This is a genomic window from Tessaracoccus yangjingae (genome assembly GCF_055326235.1).
Map to the genome: position 1 here is coordinate 1 of NZ_JBUZNN010000003.1, position 18,922 is coordinate 18,922.

Below are 18,922 nucleotides of genomic sequence, written 5' to 3' on the forward strand. Positions count from 1 at the left end.
TGGCGGAGGCGACGAAGGGAGAGCCGTCGCGGTTGAGTTCCTCGACTGCTTCGGGGCTGCCGTCGATTCCGACGACGATGATGTCATCAGCGCGTCCCGCCTGTTCCACTGCCAGTACGGCGCCGAGAGCGGAGGGATCGTTCATGCCGAAGATGCCCTGAACGTCGGGGGTGGCGGTGAGCATGTCCGTGGTCACCGTCAGGCCTGTGGCGCGGTCGTTCTTCGACGCCTGGTGACCGACGACCTCGATACCCGGGAACTCCTCCATCACGTTCTCACAACCGGTGATCCGATCGATGATCGTCTGAATCGGGGTGCCGTCGACGATGAGGATGTTCCCCTCGCCGCCCATCTGCTCAAACAGGTAGCGGCAGGCAACCTCGCCAGCCTCGACGGCGTCGGTCATGACCACCGCGTCAGCGCCCACAGCAGGGGTGTCGACGGCGATCACGATGGTCCCGGCCGCCCGAGCCCGTTCGATCGCGGGAGCGATGCCATCCTCATCGACGGCGGAGATGACGATCAGATCGACGCCCTGCTGGATGAACGCATCAATCTGGGTGTTCTGGTTCGCCAGATCCAGTTGCGCGTCCTGAACATTGATCGTGGCCCCGAGCTCCTCGGCCGCATCCTCAGCACCGGTGGTCATGGCGGAGAAGAAGGGGTTGGACATGTCTTGGACCATCAGTGCGATGGACTCGATCTTCTCGGGCACAGCTGCGCCACCTGAGCCTGGCGCGCTGGTTTGAACGTCACCGGAAGTGCAGGCACCCAGGGCCAGCACAGACAGGGCCAGCAGGGAGCCGGCGAAGGCCTTCTTGGTGTTCTTCATGGGGGTTCCTTACTTTGAAGAGAGGGAAAAGAGATGTACCTCGCCCCTACTTTGGGGCGCGCACAGGCGTGGAAGGATTGAGGGGGGACGGCTGGGATGGGGTGGATGGATCCCGGTCAGCAGCCGCAGGATTTGCGGATCAGGAGACTGGCTTTCACCTCCCGCACGTCTCCAGTGTTGTAGACGGGACCGTTGGAGCCGCTGCTCTTGGCTGCGCTTCGCTTGATGATCGTGGTGAGCGTCTGGGCCGCAAGTTCGCCGATGGACCGGGAGTCTTCATCGACGACCGTGAGGGGAGGATCGAGGAGGGGCGCCCACGCGAACTCGTCGAACGCAATCAGGACGACGTCCTCCGGTACCCGCAGGCTACGGTCCCGCAAGGCCGTGAATGCACCTTGAAGCAACGGGTTGTTACCGGCTACTAGAGCGAACGGAGTCCGATTGCTGTGCTGGGAAAGGTAATTATCGAGCACCTCTCGAGCCGATGTCGGATCGTTGTGGCTCTCGAGCACCGTCAGCGTCGCGCCATGGCGTTCTGCGGCCGTTCGGAGACCTGCCTCGCGGGCAGCGCGGGTCGACCATAGGTGGGGGTAGATCAACAGCACCCAGTCCTTCACGCCGTGAAATGCTAGGTGCTCACCTACCTGGGCGGTGGCATCAGCGTTGTCGGTAGTCACCGAGGCGGCACCCAACGGCGAGACAGGCGCCTGAGAGTCAACGAACACCGCAGGGATGCCCCACTGGGTCAGCTTCACGTAGTTCTCAGGGCTCAGGGTCAGCGTTGAGATCAGCCCCGTCGCCCGGGACTGCATAGCCTCTTCAACCGCAGCGTCCTCAAGCGCGGCGTCAAACTCACCCGACGGGGCCAAGTCCGCGAACCTCATCGCGATCTTCGCCTCACGCAACCCCGCCTGAATTCCGTCAATCATGTCGATGTAGTAATAGTTGGCCGTCGAAGCCGTCATCACGATCACCGGACCCGGAGACTGCGTCCGCAAAGCCCGAGCCGCCTTGTTCGGCACATACCCAATGCTCTTCGCCGCCTCTAGGACCCTCTCCCGGCTCTCCGTCGACACACCCTCCGCGCCATTCAAAGCGCGCGAGACGGTAAAGATGGACAGACCCGACTCCCTGACCACATCGTTGAGTGTTGGCTTCTTCACTGGTCCCACCGCCTCCTCGCGATATCTAAACGTTTATGTCGAAGCACATGAAGTTGCCAGCGGCAAATAAACGATTAGCAGGAGCCTAGCATCAGGATGTTGGCCGTGTCAACCAGCCACGGACAGAGCAGGCACAGAGTCACGAGTGCGCTTCATGACTGCACGTTTCGAGCAAGCAACGGGTACCGCATCTTCACAGGTGTGGTGCGCGGGCGTGGGTCACCGAACCCGGGTGAGTGCGTCCCTCCGTCGCCGCCTCAGCTCTCCCCGGGACTTGGCGGCGTGCTCGCTTCTGCGACGTCGGTCCGGGTCCGACGTTGTCTTCCGCATCTTCACGACCGCCTGATCACGTCGATAAGGCCTGCTGCGCGGACGACGGCCTTCGGCCCAGCGTCGACGGAAGGAGCCACCTAGGCATCACCCGGCGATCCCTCTCGACGACGGGTCAGCAGACTCCCAAGCGCCCAGGAGTTGGTGGGTGTGTGTACCGGCCTGACTGCGCTGCTGTCGCGAGTCATCGGACAACCTGGGCCGAATCGGCTCGCAACTGTCTGACCCGACTGGCAGGCTTCCCGGTACGTCCAGCCGCACACGATCAGGCTTCGGGAACCTCGGCGAGCGACTATGGAAACCCACAACACCGTTCTGCCTCGTCGACAACCAACACCCCGGCCTCATCATCGAATGGGTACTGCGCGAGGAATGGCACGCCCGAGTCGCCTGGCTCGACCACCCCGACCTACGCATCAGCGAACTACCAGCCAGCCGACTCACACCCCAGACGGTCGCAGCAACGTAGAGCCTGCTCAGAATGACCGTCCACACCGCCAAGAGCGGCGGTTGAGGACGCGGTCGCCCTCGGGAGCGGCGTCCGAAGGCGACCCTGACCGCGGCATGTCCGGATGCGTTTCGGGTGGGGTCTAGTCGGCCGTCAGGCGACGCATCGGGGTGCTTGGCCACGGGGCGCTGCGCAGGCTCCATACGTCAGCACATCTACGCGCTCACCACCGACGAGGAACTTCTCCCGCTCGATGCCCTCCTGCACGAACCCCGCGGCGTGTGCCACGGCTGCGGAGGCGGGGTTGTTGGCGCGATGCCCCAGTTCGAGGCGCTCGATACCTCCGTCTCGCAGCGCCCAGTTGGCCACCGTCGCGGCCCGCTTGGTCAGCCGCGATGGCGGTGCGAATGGTGCGTTCCAGTACCAGAACCAACCCAGCCGGTTCTCGTGGTCGGCATTGAGCGCTACGACACCCACAAGCGAGCCGTCGGCATCCAAGGCAAAGGCGAAGGGGTTCTCGGAGAGACGCCGGGCGTAGGTGGCGGCAGAGGCAGGATCGCGGACGTCGCCTTGACGCGACATGTGCTCCGCCTTGAAGGCATCGAAGATCGCCTCGTCGTCGCTGGGCAGGACACGGCGGAGCACCGCGGGACGGCGCGTACTCATCGGTGCCGAGGCTAACAAGCCTGCAGTTCACAAGCTCGGAGCGCGGCATGTCCGGATGTTCGCGCGCGATCATTTCGTCAAGCCCGGAGGCTTTGATTGTGCCCGTCGGCGACGCGTGACACCATCCAGTTATGCCTGCTTCTGCCGCCGATGGCTTGCCCTTCCGCATCGTCAAGAAGGCAACGGACATGTTCGCGCGAGATACCGGCTTCAGCGGCCCCGAACTTCATGACCTCTTCTCCGAGCACACAGACGCCCTCGGCCCCTACCAAGGTTGGGGCGGTGGTGGAGCATCGCGGTGGCAGGTCTTCCAGGATGGCCTCAAAGCACTGCCCCCGGCCGATCAGCGAAGCCTTCTCCTGGCTCTCTGCGACTACGACGGTCCCAGCAAGTACGACCTTCCGTCCCAGGAGGACCGGGCCTCGCTTCGCGCGATGCTGCTAGCGGATTCTGCACCGGGTGCGGCGGCTGCGAGAACCGCGCTGGCCCAGTTGACGGACTGGACAGCCGTAACCAGAGCGTGGGAAGCCGCCTTGGCCAAGGTGACCGCTGATCCAGAAGGTGCCATCACTGCAACACGCACCATGCTCGAGAGCGTCTGCAAGCACATCTGCGATGAGCGGGGAGCCAACTACGAGGACGGCTGGGACTTGGCGAGGCTCTACAAGGCGGCGGCCACATCGATGGACATCGCTCCGGATCAGCACAGCGAGCAAATCATCAAGCAGATCCTCACCGGCGTCACCACTGTCGTTGGTGGGCTTGCGGCCATGCGCAACGCCTTGAGCGATGCCCACGGCAAGAGTAAGCGGGCGGTTCGACCGGCCCCCCGGCACGCGAAGCTCGCTGTCAACTCGGGTTTCGCTGTTGCCGGGTTCCTCATTGACACTCATGTGGAGAAGAAGGGGTCACTCACTGGGTGAAGGGTTTCGGCAGAAGGGGGCGCTGATGGACACCGATCGACCTGGCCGCGGCAGATCCGCGCGTTCGGAACCGCTGCGCGGAGGCGTCACCGTTGCGCTGGTGCCTGGGCCTGTGACCGCTTCCAGTTCATTGCCCGTCCGCGAGGTCGTGGTCACCCGGCGAGGATCATCACGGCTCGCCGATGGGCGCAGATAGGCAAATGCTGCGCGGCGAGGAGTGGGGCTACTCAGCGCTTTCGCCGCAGGAGCGAGATACTGCGGGCATGACGCCACTCCTCGCGGCCGACCTGCGGGCCACCCGGCTCCACACGGTAGCCATCCGTCTTGCGTGGGTGGTCGCACTGGCGGTCCTGTTGGTTGCGGAGGTGGCTGCGGGCGACGTAGCTCCCGTTGCACCCTGGGCTGGACGCCTGTGGCTCGCGGCGGTGCTGATTCTGACCTCCATCTGGGCTCTACCACGCTGGACCCTCGCCTGTGCGTCGTTGCTGGGATGGCTCCTCCCCTACGGTGGGGCCTCGTGGCCGTGGGGGTGGCGGGCGTGGGCGATCGCCTCCGCGCTGGCGCTCGCCTGGCTCCTCATCCCTCGCCGCGCCCAGTCGACGGCCAGACGGGCCCGCCCCGGGGGCGAGCGACCGTTCGAGCGTTCCTACGCCAACATCGGTGCCGAGGCCGGCCGGGTCGCGCTCGCCGCGACGGCGGTGGTCGTCGCGGTCCTGTTCATCATCGAGGTGATCTGGGGGACGCCTGAGTCGATGCTGCTGGGCCTCATCGCCTTCGTGCTGCTTCTGGGGCTCAGCGCCTGGCCGAGAGCACAGCACCGACACGCCGCGCGGTTGCGACTGATGGCCGAAGGCGGCCCCGCCCGGGAGGCGCTGCTCACCGAGGTGGACGGTGACCATTTCGTCGGGGCCGTCGATGACGACCGAGAGCGACTGCGCATCGTAGCTCTGGATGGCGTCGTAGACCGGGTAGACGCGGGGATCATCCAGTTCGCCCACGACGATGACGGCGAACTGATCAACCTCGACGACCTTGATGATGAGGATGTAGCCGACGTGCGCCGGGCGATGGCCGACCCGCGACGTTGGACTGCGCTGTGCGAAGCCGTGCACGGCCCGGCGCCAGAGACCAATGAACGGGTGGTGCTGATCGGCGAGCCACGTGACGGCGCAACGGTCGCAGTGATGCGCCAGGACGGCGCCACATGGCTCGGTGAACTCCGCGAGACCATGAAAAAGGCCCGGAACTGATCGGCCCACGCCCTTGCTTCACGGGTGGAGCAGCGCCAGCTCGCTCCATGACTACGGGCATTACCTCTGCAGGCCGAGTGGCAGACCGGATCGTGTGTGGTCGCCCCTACGGGAGTACATCCGCAAGTCCGTGCAACTCGCCGAGACTTCAGCCGCGCCTCGCGGCATGTGAGGATGTTCGCGATTGGCGGCAGTAGTGCCGACGTATTATCGCCGGAACACGGTCTGCGCTGGACGGGGCCAGCGCAGACCTGTCGTGGGCGCCTCCTTTCCCCCGAAGTGTCGCAGGGCTCTCTTAGCATGAGGACATGGCTCAGTGCACAGCACCCGTTGACGGTCACCGCACGGCGAGCGGCGTAGCAAACTGCCCCGCCTGCCGAGGTGGCCGTTCGTACTACAGGACCCCGTCCTACAATCCTCCGCCGCCTTTCCGCTACGGCAATGGCGACGGCATTTCGTCTGGCGGAGGCGATCGGACGACGTCGCGGCGCACCCGCAGCGGCGGCACGGCGACATACACGGCCACCGAAGAGCGAACGTTTGAGCCGCTGGCCCGTCAGGCCGAGGTCGTGGCGCGCGCCCATCCGGACCGGCGCGACATCTTCCTGTGCCACGCCTGGGATGATCGACAGGGGGCCGCTAGAGAGCTGTGTGACCTGCTCGTCTCATACGGCGCAACCGTCTGGTTCAGTGAGTACGACGTCGGGCTCGGTAAGTCGCTGCTAACAGAGATCGACAAGGGTCTGCGGAATTCCCGGGCCGGGATCGTGCTGGTGACCCCCGCAATGCTCAAGACCCTAGAGGCTGCGACGGGAATCGCGAGCAAGGAGCTGGCCGCGCTACTTGCCACTGACCGTGTGATCCCGGTGGCTCACGGTACGGACTTCGACGCGTTGCGGGACGTGAGCCCGCTGCTCGGTGCGCGTTCCGGATTGACTACCGGGGACACCTTGTCGCTGGATGAGGTCGCGAAGAAGATCGCGGCGGCGGCCGCAGCTGAGGCGGGCACGGGGACCGCGGCGTCCACCGCCGCGCCCCCTACCGGACATCGTCCAACCCCAGTAGACCGGTCCCACCTTGGCACGCCGCCCAGCGGCATGACCGAGCTCTCGCCGTGCCTGCTGAGTTCGGTGACCCGTGAGGCTGGGTTGAGTTCGGCGAACACGTCACCGGCCACGCTGGGACCGGTTCAAAGCGACCCTCGGGGATGGCTAGGCTGGGTCGTGTGACAGCGGATGCGGATGTCGATGTCTATAGTTCGGTCGAGAAGGTGGCTCGGTGGATCTATGGTGCGCGTGGTTCGCGTGATAGTTCACGCGGCCTGAGCGACATGGAATTGGGCAGCCTCTATAGCCTGCGGAGTGGCTCCCGGAAGCAGGGCAAGAGCGACTTCGCGCGGCGGGTAGGTTTGGAGATTCTGACTCGTGAGGCTGGCCTCGCTCGCACGGACACCTCGTCAAAGGCACACGTTCGCGTTCTTTTGGCCTTGATCTCGCTATTGCAGGACACGGCGGGCAGCAGGGCTTCATCACTCAACGAAACTGGTCGCGCAATGGCGCGTGACCTAGCGGTCGGCCTCGAGTCGGTACCCGATTGGGTCTCGAAATTCATTGGCAACTCGCGGAAGCCGCCAGCGCAGCAGGAATTACACAGGCTCACGGGTCTTACGCCCACCGGATGGAACGACCTTGCGGCTCGCCTTGCCGAGGAGGCGATCGCACGCCGGGTCCCAACTGTCCAGCGTATCGCAGACGCCACTTCCGAACCGCCCGATCTTAACGTTGCAGCGCGCCTTTCTCGGCTCGCAGACCGAGAAGATCGGTCTACGCGAACTGCACCCAAATATGACATGGGTGATAGCAACCTTCGCTTGCGTCGAGTTTCAGTTACCGGATTCCGTGGCTCTCCAGGCACCGTCGAGTTTGATTTGACGAAGCACGACAAGCCCGTGGACGTCCTATTATGGGGGGACAATGGGGTCGGTAAATCGACCCTGGTGGATGGGATTGAATTTGCCTTGCAACGCCGCGTCGATAGGTCAGCCGACTTCAACGGAGCGCTTCGTCCGTCCGTGCGGAATCTGAACGTTCCGAGCGCCATTTCGATCGTTGAGCTGAGCGACGGGTCCAGGATCGAGCGTTCACTAACAACCAATCAGGCGGGCCGAGATGAGCCCTCCTCCCTTGACGTTCGGCCTGGGTTTCGCATCGCGCCCGTTGTGATCCGACGTGCGGATATTCTCCGCTTCCTTGACACGGATGGGCTGTCTCGTGGCACCGTCTTCTTTGACTACTTCCCCGACCCATCCGGCGTGCTTGGTGTGCGCCCCGACGAGGAGCTCAAGTCGCTGGAAGAGGAGCGCTTCATCCTTCGTGTGGTCCGTGACGACGCGGCTAGCCAGCTCCGAGGCCTATACCCAGAGACCACGGACGATCTGACCAACGCGGCCCAGCTCGAATCATTCGTTGAGAGACTTCTGGATGCGGTTCCAGCTTCACAGCACCCAAACCGCATTGAGACTCTGCCGCAGGAGGTGCGGGGGCTGATCGGAGAGCTCCGGGCAACACAGCAGCGCCTGTCAGCGATTAAGAAACTGCTAGATCGCGGCGTTCAGACCTTGAACCCAATTGCCTATCGGTCACAACTCGAGCGCCTTGCGCCGATTCTTCAGACAGTTAGTGAAGAACTGACAGCCAACTTCAAGCGAGTCACCCACGCTACGCATATAGCTGCACTTCGCGTCCTGGTGGCGAAGTCTGGCCCGGTCAGCCTCGACGTAGTTGTCGAGTTCGAAAATGGCTCCTCCGCACTACCTCAGCAAGTGTTCAGTGAGGGGTACAAGGACCTAATCGCTCTCCTGTTCTTCTTGACGGTAACGCGGAAGGCGTCCGAGTTCGGTCAAGCGAAGGTCCTTGTTCTTGACGACGTCTTCCAGAGTGTGGATGCCAGCATCCGTCTGGGTGTGATGGATCTCGTGCTCGATCGTTTCTCAGGATGGCAACTGATCGTTACGGGTCATGATCGCGCTTGGCTGGAGCAGTTGAGAGGCCTATTCGTCCGTCGTGGACGGACGATCCTGGAACAGCGAATCGCGGGTTGGTCGTTCAGTGACGGGCTTGAGGTCACCAGTGCGGCACGTACTCGGGCGGACACACTGCGGGTGGGGCTCCATCAGACGGACGAACGTATGACGGCGTCTGCAGCAGGGCTATTGCTAGAGGAGATCTCCCAAGAGCTCAGCTGGCGAATCGGTGCCAGCGTGACGCGTCGTCCTGACGACAAGTACACCCTGGGTGACCTATGGCCAAGCGTTGCCAAGTTGCTTCGCAAGACGACCGTCGGCGATATCGTAGCTACCATCGATTTGCGGCTAGACCTCCGAAATTTGCTTGGCGCACACTTCAATGCTTGGGCGGATGAAGTACCGTGGAGTGATGTTAGCCGTCTAGCAAGTGACGTGCTGGCCCTTTATAGCGCGGTCCACTGTGAGGCTTGCGCCGACTGGGTTCAACGAGCCAGCGCACGACTGGTCTGTAGGTGCGGAGCACTCGTTCTCACGTAGTCGAAGCTGACCATCCCATCGTGCCCCAAGCGATTTCCTCCATTTCATGGCCCGAAAGACTCGCATCCACCTAGCTCGACATATCAACTAACAAATCATGATCCACAGTGCGGGATTCGCGTTGGCGTAGCCACAGCCTGAAGGGCCACCGTGTGACAGGCGTCAACAGGGCTAGTGAGGTGGCCCCGATGTGGAAAGGAGTTGCCCAGTACGTCTCGGCGACGGCAGCCAGTGGACCTAGTGGCTTGATATTTGGAGATACTGCGGAGGCCTGTCCCGTGAGGTAGCCGCCGGCCGCAGGGACGACCCACTTGGTCCTGTCAGCAGCGAGACCAATCGCTCTTCATGTGCTAGGCCGGCGGATCCCATTTTCTTTCCCCCATGCCCAGCATGGTCTGAATCGCGATCCCACTCAGAGGCACCCATGCGGCTACGCACCAGAGGATAGAGGTCAAGTTTTTGGGGCTGGCGGTCGACGCTACCTTGAGGGGAACACAAAGAGCGCCTTGTCACGACTATCAGCATGTCCGCGAACAGTCGCACATGGGCATGTGCGTGATGACGACCATCGGCATGTGCGGTCGACTTTGCCCCGACGGATGCCGACTGGCCACGCGCCCCCTGGGGAAAGTGGCGTACAGCTATGGCCACTCACGGCCACTTCAGGGGTCACACCAGGATCGGATCTGGCACGTATCTGGCACGCGAGCCATGTCGTGGCTTCTGAATGCGGTCCTGACAAGGTCAAAGACCTCGTCGGGCTGACAGGATTTGAACCTGCGACCCCTTGACCCCCAGTCAAGTGCGCTACCAAGCTGCGCTACAGCCCGCCGTCGCCATTTCTGGCAACTCGGATAGCTTAGCGACTTTGCCCGGACTTGGCACATCGGCCGTCCGGGACTCAAGAAGGGGTCGGGCGGACGCCCCGAAGGACGCCCGCCCGCTCGCGCTCCAACGGCTACCGGGTCACTCCTCGAAGCTGGCGTCGAGGGTGATCTCCACCCCGGCCAGGGCCTTGGACACCGGGCACTCGGCCTTGGCCGTCTGGGCGACCGCGGTGAACTGCTCGGCGTCGAGACCGGGCACGCGACCCACGACGGTGAGGTGGCTGGTGGTGATGCCGGTGCCGGGCACGAACGTCACGTCTGCCCGGGTGTCCAGGGACGCCGGGGGCGTGCCGTTCTTGGCCAGCATGTTCGACAGCGCCATGGAGAAGCAGGTGGCGTGGGCCGCGGCGATGAGCTCCTCGGGGTTGGTGGTTCCCGGTCCGGACTCGGCGCGCGCCGCCCAGGCGACGTCGAACGATGCCACGCCGGAGGTCACGAGCTCGACCCGGCCGGAGCCCTCGAAGAGGCTGCCTTCCCAGTGTGCCTGCGCGGTGTTGACTGATGCCATGGTTGGGTCTCCTTATCGTCAGCCCCGGTGGGGCCTCTGGTTCATCGGACCTCCACCCAACCACACCCCCGCGCCGGGGGGAAGGTCAGGCGCGATCCTTACGCTTCTCGCGAGCACGGATCTCGACGTGCACCGGCGAGCCGATGAAACCGAAGTCCTCGCGCAGCCGTCGCTCGATGAAGCGCTTGTAGGTCTCGTCCATGAGGCCGCTGGTGAACAGCGCGAACGTGGGCGGGCAGGTGTGCGCCTGGGTGCCGAACAGGATCCGGGGCTGCTTGCCTCCGCGGACGGGGTGCGGATGCGCGGCTGCGAGGCGGCCCAGGAAGGCGTTGAGCTTGCCGGTGGAGATCCGGGTCTCCCAGCCCGCCGCGGCCGCCTCGATGGCCTTGCTCAGCTTGTCGACGTTGCGGCCCGTCAGCGCCGAGATGTTGACGGTGGGCGCCCAGCGCCACCCGGTCAGGTCCCGCTCGATCTCGCGCTCGAGGTACTTGCGGCGCTCCTCGTCGGTCAGGTCCCACTTGTTGAAGGCGATCACCATGGCGCGTCCCGACTCCTCGATGGAGTTGAGGATCCGCAGGTCCTGATCCGTCAGCGGCTCGGACGCGTCGATCACCATGATGCACACCTCGGCCCGCTCGATCGCGGCCTGGGTCCGCAGCGACGCGTAGTACTCGTGCCCGCTGGCCTCCTTGACGCGGCGCCGGATGCCGGCCGTGTCGATCAGCCGGTACACCTGGCCGCCCACCTCGACGATCTCGTCGACGGGGTCCACGGTGGTACCGGAGACGTCGGAGACCACGACCCGCTGCTGGTCGGCCAGCTTGTTGAGCAGCGACGACTTGCCGACGTTGGGTTTACCGACGATGGCCACGCGACGGGGGCCGGCCTCCTCGACGTCCTTCTCGCGGGGCGCCTCCGGGAGGGCATCCAGCAGCGCATCCAACAGGTCTCCGGAGCCGCGGCCGTGCATGGCCGAGACCGGATAAGGCTCCCCCAGCCCGAGATTCCACATCGAGGCCGCCATCACCTCGTGGCGCTGGTCGTCCACCTTGTTGGCGGCCAACACCACCGGCTTCTGCGAGCGCCGGAGAACCCGCACGACAGCCTCGTCCTCATCGAGGGTGCCGACGGTCGCATCCACGACGAACAGCACCGCGTCCGCCATGGAGATGGCGAGCTCGGCCTGCTCGGCGATCTGAGCGGACATCCCCTTGGCGTCCGACATCCAGCCGCCGGTGTCGACGAGGACGAACTCGCGCCCGTTCCAGTTCGCGTCGTAGGAGACCCTGTCCCGGGTGACACCCGGCTGGTCCTGCACCACCGCCTCCCGGCGGCCCAGAATGCGGTTGACCAGCGTCGACTTGCCGACATTGGGCCGTCCGACGACGGCGACGATCGGCTTGCGAAGCTCGCTCACTGTGGCTCCTCGGGTTTGTGCGGACTCCCCATCCTACTGGCGAGCGACAAGCGCGACGATTCGCGCAACCACCTCGTCAGGGCTGAGCCACGTCGAGTCGATCACCACGACCCCCTCGGCGGCGTCGGTGAAGTTCGACACAGTCGAGTCGTCGCGGTCACGGCGCAGGACCTGATCGGTCACCTCCGCAGCACTGGCCTGACCCGCCACCTCGGCGGCCCGGCGGGCCACACGCGCCTCCGGGTCTGCCACCAGCAGCACGCGCACATCGGCGTCCGGGGCCACGACCGTGGTGATGTCGCGGCCCTCCACCACTATCCGGCGGCCGTGCTCGTCGATGATCCTGCGCATCATCTCCGTCAGGAGCCGGCGGACCTCGATGTTGGTGGCGATCTGCGAGACGGCCGCAGAGATCCTCGGCTCGCGGATCTCGTCGGTCACGTCCGTGCCGTTGATCAGGAAGCACGGGGCATCGGGCGAGGTCTGCACCACCAGGTCGCACTCGGCCACCATTGCCGCGACATCCTCAGCCGGTGCACCGTCGGGGTACCGCCGCAGGAACTCGGTGGTCGCGGCCCGGTACATGGCGCCGGTGTCCAGGTAACCGAGGCCGAGTCGGCCCGCGAGGAGCTTCGCGGTGGTGGACTTGCCAGACCCGCTCGGCCCGTCGATCGCGATCAGCAGCGTCATCAGTCGCTCCCCCTCCCGGCCCAGCCGGTCCATCCGCGGGCCACGATGTTGGCCCGCAACTGCTCGGCCACGTCCCGCTCCACCGCAATGGACAGGTAGCCCACCTCGCGGACCGGGTCGTGGGTGAGTTCGAAGTCCTCGACGTTGAACCCGGCCTCGCCGATGTCGGTGAAGAGCCGCCCCAGCGCGCGCGGCTCGTCCGGGATCTCGACCGTGACCTGCACGGTGTCCAGCGGGTCGTGGCCGTGCTTGCCCACCAGGGAATGCGCCCCGGCCTGCCCCATCGCCAGGAACCGCTCAAGCTCCTCGGGCCGGTCCAGCACCCCGATGAGGTGGCTGAGATCCTCGGCAACCTCGCTGAGCTCGTGCCGCACCGCGTCGGCGTTGGCGGTGAGGATCTGCCGCCACAGCCCTGGGTCCGACCCCGCGATGCGGGTGACGTCGCGGATGCCCTGACCGGCCAGCCTGAGGTTGGCGGTGGGCACCTCGCGGAGATGCGACGCGGTGAGGATGCTCATGAGGTGCGGCAGGTGACTCACCTGGGCCACGGCCTCGTCGTGCTCCTCGGGCGGCATCGTCACCACGCGGGCGCCGACATCGCGGGCGAGCTGCTCGACGGTGGCCACGTCCTCGGCGGTGTTGCCGCTCACCGGGGTCACCACCCAGGTGCGGTCCTTGAACAGATCGCCCGAGGCGGTCAGCGGGCCGGTGAACTGGGAGCCGGCCATCGGGTGGGAGCCCACGTATCGACGGTGTTCCGGGGCCAGCGCGGAGACGGCAGCCAGGATGGGCGCCTTGACGGACCCGACGTCGGTGATCACGGCGCCGGGAAACTTGCCCAGCACCTCCGCCACCAGATCGGGGATGACTCCCGGGGGTGTGGCCACCACCACGACATCGGGGTCGTCGGTGGCCTCATCGCTGATGCGTCCGGCTCCGAGGCCGGCGGCCACCAGCGAGTGCGAGGGCACGATGTCCCACAGCATCACGTCGTAGCCGGCCCGGGTGAGCGCGAGCCCTAGGGAGGAGCCCACCAGCCCCGCGCCCAGGATCAGCACCCGCCGGGTCATGCGCCGCGCCCGGCCCGGAGGCCGGTCATCTCGGGCGCAGCCAGACCACGGCGGACCCCACCTCGACCGCCGTCTGCCAGGGACTCACTCGCCGGCACTGCCCGCCTCCCGTCCGCCCAGCTCGGCAGGGATGTTCGCGGGACGCGGGCCCTGGTAGTCGGGCCCGTACGCGCCGGGGGCGGGACGACGCTTCCGCATCGGGGCCGCAACACCGGGGGCCAGGCGCCGGGAGGTGATGAGGAACCCGGTGTGTCCGGAGGTGCCGTGACCCGGCCGGATGGCCAGGCCCTCGGCGTGCCAGTCCCGCACGGTGGTCTCGGTGGCGTGCGGCTCCGTGAAACCGCCGTGCGCCCTGAACGTGTCCGCGACCTTGCCCAGCTGCGTGGCAGTGGCCACATAGCAGGTGAGCACCCCGCCGGCGACGAGCCGCTCCCCCACCGCGTCGATGCACTCCCAGGGTGCCAGCATGTCAAGGATGGCGCGGTCGATCGGATCGTCGGTGATCGCCTCCACGAGATCCCCGACGGTGAGCGTCCAGGCCGGGTGGGGCCCGCCGAGAAAGGTCTCCACGTTGCCGCGGGCGACGTCGGCGAACTGCTGCCGGCGCTCGTAGGAGTGCAGGCTGCCGTCGGGACCGATGGCCCGCAGCAGCGCCAGCGAGAGAGCTCCGGAGCCGACGCCGGCCTCCAGCACCCGCGCTCCCGGGTAGATGTCGGTCCACATCAGGATCTGGGCCGCGTCCTTGGGGTAGATGACGGCGGCATCGCGAGGCATGGAGACCATGAACTCGCTCATCAGTGGGCGGAACGCCAGGTACTGCATGCCCCCGACGGAGGTCACGGTCACGCCCTCGGGGCCCCCGATCAGGTCGTCGTGGCTGACCGCGCCCTTCGTCGTGTGCCACGTGGCGCCCTCCCGCAGCACGATGGACTTGCGACGCCCCTTGCTGTCGGTGAGCGTGACGCGGTCACCGGGCTGGAGCGGGCCGGTCTTTACGCCGGAGAGGTTCATGCTTGTTCCTTCAGCTCGCGCCACACCTGGGCCAGCTCGGCCCAGGTGGAGGTGGTCAGCCCCGTGGCGGAGACATGCATCCGCGGATGCGGCGCCAACTCCACCATGGACGGCACCGCGTACACCACGGCCCCTGCCGCGAGCGCCGCGGTGGTCCCCGGCACCGAATCCTCCAGCGCAACGGCGTCGCGCGCGTCCACTCCCAGGCGGGAGGCGGCGGTGAGATAGCCCTCGGGGTGCGGCTTGGCCTGCGCCACCTCGTCGACCGTGACGATGACGTCCAGGTTGGCGGGAAGCCGCTCACGGGCGGCGTCGAGAATGATCCGGTCACTGGCGGTCACGATGGCGCACGGCACGTCGGCGTCGGCGAGTTCCGCCATCAGCTCCCGCGCGCCCGGCAGCCATGGAAGATCAGTGGCGCGGATCTGATCGGCGATGCGTTCGTGCAGCTCCCGCCACACCCACGCCGCACGCTCGGGGATGCCCATGTCGTGGGCCATCATCTGGGCCGTGATCAGCGCGTGCTGACCGTGACAGGCGATCATCTTCTCCTCGCCCCAGCGCACGCCGTAGTCGGCGAGCATCTCGCGCTCGGTGGCGGCCCAGAGCGGCTCGGTGTCCACCAGCGTCCCGTCGAAGTCCCACAGGACCGCACTGGGCTCAGCCCGCATTGAAGTACTTCGCCTCAGGGTGGTGCACGACGATGGCGTCCGTGGACTGCTCCGGGTGCAGCTGCAGCTCCTCGCTCAGTTCCACGCCGATCCTCGACGGGTCCAACAGCTCCACCAGCTTGGCCCGGTCCTCGAGGTCCGGGCACGCGGGATAGCCGAACGAGTACCGCGATCCCCGGTAGGCCTGGTCCCGGATGGCGGCGGTGATGTCCGGGCTGGTCCCGAATCCGAGCTCCTCGCGGATCCGGCTGTGCCACAGCTCGGCGAGCGCCTCGGTCAGTTGCACCGACAGCCCGTGCAGCTCCAGGTAGTCGCGGTAGGAGTTGGCCTCGAAGATGCGCTGGGTGGCCTTGGCCACCTCCTTGCCCATGGTGACCAGCTGCATCGCGAGCACATCCGGGCCCTGGGCCGCGGCCTCCTCCTCGTCGCGGAAGAAGTCGGCGAGGCACAGCCGCTTGTCGCGGCGCTGACGCGGGAACGTGAACCGGGCCACCTCGCGCGACGGGTCCTCGGGCGAGCCGACGATGAGGGTCTCGCCGGCCGAGTGCACCGGGAAGTAGCCGTAGACCACGCCGAAGTTCGCCAGGTTGTCGGTCTTGATCCGATCCATCCACATCCGCAGCCGCGGCATGGCCTCGCTCTCCACGAGCTCCTCGTAGGTGGCGCCTCCGCGCAGCGGCTTCAGGCCCCACTGCCCGAGGAACGTGGCCCGATGGTCCAGCCACGCGGCCACGTCCGCCAGGGGTATTCCCTTCACCACGCGGCTGCCCCAGAAGGGGGGCGCGGGCACATCGATCCCGCGCGCCACGTCCGAGCGGACGCCGAGCTCCGGTTCCACGACCTCGACCAGGGAGGTCTTGGCGTAGCGACGCTTGCGGGGCTCGGGGAGCGCGGCACCGGGAAGCCCCTGCTTGACGGCCATGACCGCATCCATCAGTGCGAGCCCCTCGAACGCGTCCTTGGCGTAGCGCACCTCCCCCTCGAACATGTCGCCGAGATCGTGCTCGACGAAGGTGCGGGTGAGCGCCGCCCCGCCCAGCAGCACGGGGTACTTCTCGGCCAGTCCGAGCCGGTTCAGCTCGGCGAGGTTGTCCTTCATCACGAGGGTGGACTTCACGAGTAGCCCGGACATTCCGATGGCGTCGGCCCCGTGCTGTTCGGCGGCGTCGATGATGGCCTGGATGGGTTGCTTGATGCCGATGTTGATGACGGTGTAGCCGTTGTTGCTGACGATGATGTCGACGAGGTTCTTGCCGATGTCGTGCACGTCGCCGCGGACGGTGGCCAGCACCAGCGTGCCCTTGCCCGCGTCGCTCTCCGTCTTCTCCATGTGGGGCTCGAGGTGGGCCACCGCCTGCTTCATCACCTCGGCGGACTGCAGCACGAAGGGCAACTGCATCTGCCCGGAGCCGAACAGCTCTCCGACCACCTTCATGCCGGCGAGGAGGTCCTCATTGATGATGTCGAGCGCCGGCTTGCCCTGCAGAGCCTCGTCAAGGTCCGCGGCCAGGCCCTTGCCCTCGCCGTCAATGATGCGGCGCTGCAACCGTTCGGCCAACGGCAGTGCGGCCAGCTCGGCCGCGCGCGAGGCGCGGACTGAGGCCGCGGTGACGCCCTCGAACAGCTCCAGGTAGGTCGTCAGCGGGTCGTAGTCGCCGTCGCGGCGGTCGTAGACCAGGTCCAGCGCCACCCGGCGCTGCTCCTCCGGGATGCGGTCCATCGGGATGATCTTGGCGCTGTGGACGATGGCCGAGTCCAGGCCGGCGGCCACGCACTCGTGCAGGAACACCGAGTTCAGCACCATCCGCGCGGCTGGGTTGAGGCCGAAGGACACGTTCGAGACCCCGAGCGTGGTGCGCACCCCGGGATAGCGGACCTTGAGTTCACGGATGGCCTCGATGGTCTCGATGCCGTCTCGGCGCGTCTCCTCCTGGCCGGTGGCGATGGGGAAGGTCAGGCAGTCCACCAGGATGTCGCCGACGTTCATGCCCCAGTTCCCGACGAGGTCGTCGATCAGCCGCGACGCCACCCGCACCTTCCACTCGGCGGTCCGGGCCTGGCCCTCCTCGTCGATGGTGAGGGCCACCACGGCCGCGCCGTGCTCACGCACCATCGGCATGATGCGCCCGAAGCGCGAGTCAGGGCCGTCGCCGTCCTCGTAGTTGACCGAGTTGATGATGCTCCTGCCCGCCAGCCGCTCCAGGCCGGCCTGGAGCACGGGTGGTTCGGTGGAGTCCAGCACGACCGGCAGCGTCACCGAGGTGGACAGGCGGGACGCCAACACCGCCATGTCAGCGGCGCCGTCCCGGCCCACGTAGTCCACGCACAGGTCCAGCACGTGCGCGCCGTCGCGGGCCTGGGCCTTGGCGATGTCTACGCACTCGTCCCAGTTCTCGGCGAGCATCGCCTCGCGGAAGGCCTTGGAGCCGTTGGCGTTGGTGCGTTCCCCGATGTTGAGGTGGCTGGCGTCCTGTGCGAAGGGCACCTCGATGTACAGCGACGACGCGGACCGCTCCGACTCGGGACTGCGCTGCATCACTTCGCGCCCCGCGTAGCGGTCAGCCAGCAGCCGGATGTGCTCCGGGGTGGTGCCACAGCAACCACCGATGACGGCCAGGCCGTACTCCTCCACGTAGCCGCCAAGTGCGTCGGCGAGGCCCTCGGGGCCCAGGGGGTAGCGGGCGCCGTCGGCGGTGAGTTCCGGCAGGCCGGCGTTGGGCATGGCGCCGATGGCCACGCCGGCGCGCCGCGACAGGTGCCGCAGGTGCTCACTCATCTCTGCGGGGCCGGTCGCGCAGTTGAGGCCGATGCAGTCGACTCCCAGCGCCTCGAGCGTGGTGAGCGCGGCGCCGATCTCCGAGCCGAGGAGCATCGTGCCTGTCGTCTCCACCGTGACGTTGACCAGGATGGGCAACTCGACGCCCATCCGGTCGCGGGCGCGCTTCGCGGCGATGACGGCGGCCTTCGCCTGGAGCAGGTCCTGGCAGGTCTCGATCTGGACGGCGTCGATGCCTCCGCGGATCATCGCCTCGACCTGGCGTTGGTAGGCGTCTCGGATCTCGGCGAACGAGATGTGGCCGAGCGTGGGCAGCTTGGTACCGGGGCCCATGGACCCCAGGATGAACCGGGGCCGCTCCTCGGTGCTGAACTCATCCGCGACGCCGCGGGCGATGCGGGCTGAGGCCTCCGCGAGCTCCTCCAGCCTGTCGACGATGTCGTACTCGGCCAGCGCGGCCAGGTTGGTGCCGAACGAGTTGGTCTCCACCGCGTCTGCACCGGCCTCGAAGTAGGCGCGGTGCACCGCCGCGACGACATCCGGCCGGGTCACATTGAGGATCTCGTTGCAGCCCTCAAGGCCGAGGAAGTCGCCGTCCACGGACAGTTCGCCGAAGGACTGGAGCATCGTCCCCATCGCCCCATCGGCGACGAGGACGCGACGGTTGAGCAGCTCAGACAGGGTTATCGACACCAGCACAGGCTACCGGCACCACGGT

At 66.4% G+C, this 18,922-nt stretch carries 12 protein-coding genes, 1 tRNA gene and 1 pseudogene; 4 read left to right on the top strand and 10 right to left on the bottom strand.

Annotated features, from left to right (window positions below):
• From ACZK5D_RS05325 to ACZK5D_RS05335, 3 genes are all read right to left on the bottom strand, one after another.
• The coding region (locus ACZK5D_RS05325; protein ID WP_463664545.1) for a substrate-binding domain-containing protein at positions 1 to 784 on the bottom strand (784 nt) is incomplete at its 3' end.
• 164 nt (positions 785 to 948) lie between these two features.
• Positions 949 to 1,995, bottom strand: coding sequence for a LacI family DNA-binding transcriptional regulator (locus ACZK5D_RS05330; protein ID WP_463664546.1), 1,047 nt, complete (start codon positions 1,993 to 1,995; stop codon positions 949 to 951).
• Positions 1,996 to 2,926: 931 nt separating this feature from the next.
• The gene (locus tag ACZK5D_RS05335) at positions 2,927 to 3,439 is read right to left on the bottom strand and encodes a GNAT family N-acetyltransferase (RefSeq protein WP_463664547.1); all 513 of its coding nucleotides are present in this window, start codon (positions 3,437 to 3,439) and stop codon (positions 2,927 to 2,929) included.
• Positions 3,440 to 3,570: 131 nt separating this feature from the next.
• On the opposite strand from ACZK5D_RS05335, the gene ACZK5D_RS05340 reads away from it, so the two are divergent.
• The 4 genes from ACZK5D_RS05340 to ACZK5D_RS05355 all read left to right on the top strand — a co-directional run bounded on the left by ACZK5D_RS05340 (position 3,571) and on the right by ACZK5D_RS05355 (position 9,174).
• Positions 3,571 to 4,362: an abortive infection family protein gene (locus ACZK5D_RS05340; protein WP_463664548.1), complete on the top strand. Its 792-nt coding sequence runs from the start codon at positions 3,571 to 3,573 to the stop codon at positions 4,360 to 4,362.
• Positions 4,363 to 4,562: 200 nt separating this feature from the next.
• Positions 4,563 to 5,612 carry a hypothetical protein gene (locus ACZK5D_RS05345; RefSeq protein WP_463664549.1) on the top strand — a complete coding sequence of 350 codons (1,050 nt, stop codon included), beginning with the start codon at positions 4,563 to 4,565 and terminating at the stop codon, positions 5,610 to 5,612.
• Positions 5,613 to 5,920: 308 nt separating this feature from the next.
• A complete protein-coding gene (locus ACZK5D_RS05350) occupies positions 5,921 to 6,841 on the top strand; it encodes a toll/interleukin-1 receptor domain-containing protein (protein ID WP_463664550.1) in 921 nt (306 codons plus the stop codon).
• 620 nt (positions 6,842 to 7,461) lie between these two features.
• Positions 7,462 to 9,174, top strand: coding sequence for an AAA family ATPase (locus tag ACZK5D_RS05355; RefSeq protein WP_463664551.1), 1,713 nt, complete (start codon positions 7,462 to 7,464; stop codon positions 9,172 to 9,174).
• Positions 9,175 to 9,930: 756 nt separating this feature from the next.
• On the opposite strand, the gene ACZK5D_RS05360 is transcribed toward ACZK5D_RS05355, so the two are convergent.
• From ACZK5D_RS05360 to metH, 7 genes and pseudogenes are all read right to left on the bottom strand, one after another.
• Positions 9,931 to 10,004 (bottom strand) — tRNA-Pro (locus ACZK5D_RS05360).
• A 136-nt stretch (positions 10,005 to 10,140) separates the two neighbouring features.
• Positions 10,141 to 10,569 carry an OsmC family protein gene (locus ACZK5D_RS05365; RefSeq protein WP_463664552.1) on the bottom strand — a complete coding sequence of 143 codons (429 nt, stop codon included), beginning with the start codon at positions 10,567 to 10,569 and terminating at the stop codon, positions 10,141 to 10,143.
• Positions 10,570 to 10,654: 85 nt separating this feature from the next.
• Positions 10,655 to 11,986, bottom strand: a complete 1,332-nt coding sequence (gene der, locus ACZK5D_RS05370) for a ribosome biogenesis GTPase Der (RefSeq protein ID WP_463664553.1) — start codon at positions 11,984 to 11,986, stop codon at positions 10,655 to 10,657.
• A 33-nt stretch (positions 11,987 to 12,019) separates the two neighbouring features.
• Complete coding sequence (gene cmk / locus ACZK5D_RS05375; RefSeq protein ID WP_463664554.1) at positions 12,020 to 12,676, bottom strand: (d)CMP kinase; 657 nt, start codon at positions 12,674 to 12,676, stop codon at positions 12,020 to 12,022.
• Positions 12,676 to 13,746: a prephenate dehydrogenase gene (locus ACZK5D_RS05380; protein ID WP_463664555.1), complete on the bottom strand. Its 1,071-nt coding sequence runs from the start codon at positions 13,744 to 13,746 to the stop codon at positions 12,676 to 12,678. Before ACZK5D_RS05380 ends, cmk begins: the two co-directional genes overlap by 1 nt.
• 84 nt (positions 13,747 to 13,830) lie before the next feature.
• Positions 13,831 to 15,428 (bottom strand): annotated as a pseudogene (locus ACZK5D_RS05385) (HAD-IA family hydrolase).
• Positions 15,418 to 18,891 carry a methionine synthase gene (metH, locus tag ACZK5D_RS05390; protein WP_463664785.1) on the bottom strand — a complete coding sequence of 1,158 codons (3,474 nt, stop codon included), beginning with the start codon at positions 18,889 to 18,891 and terminating at the stop codon, positions 15,418 to 15,420. The pseudogene ACZK5D_RS05385 and the gene metH overlap by 11 nt, the downstream one beginning before the upstream one ends.
• Between the last annotated feature and the right edge of the window lie 31 nt (positions 18,892 to 18,922).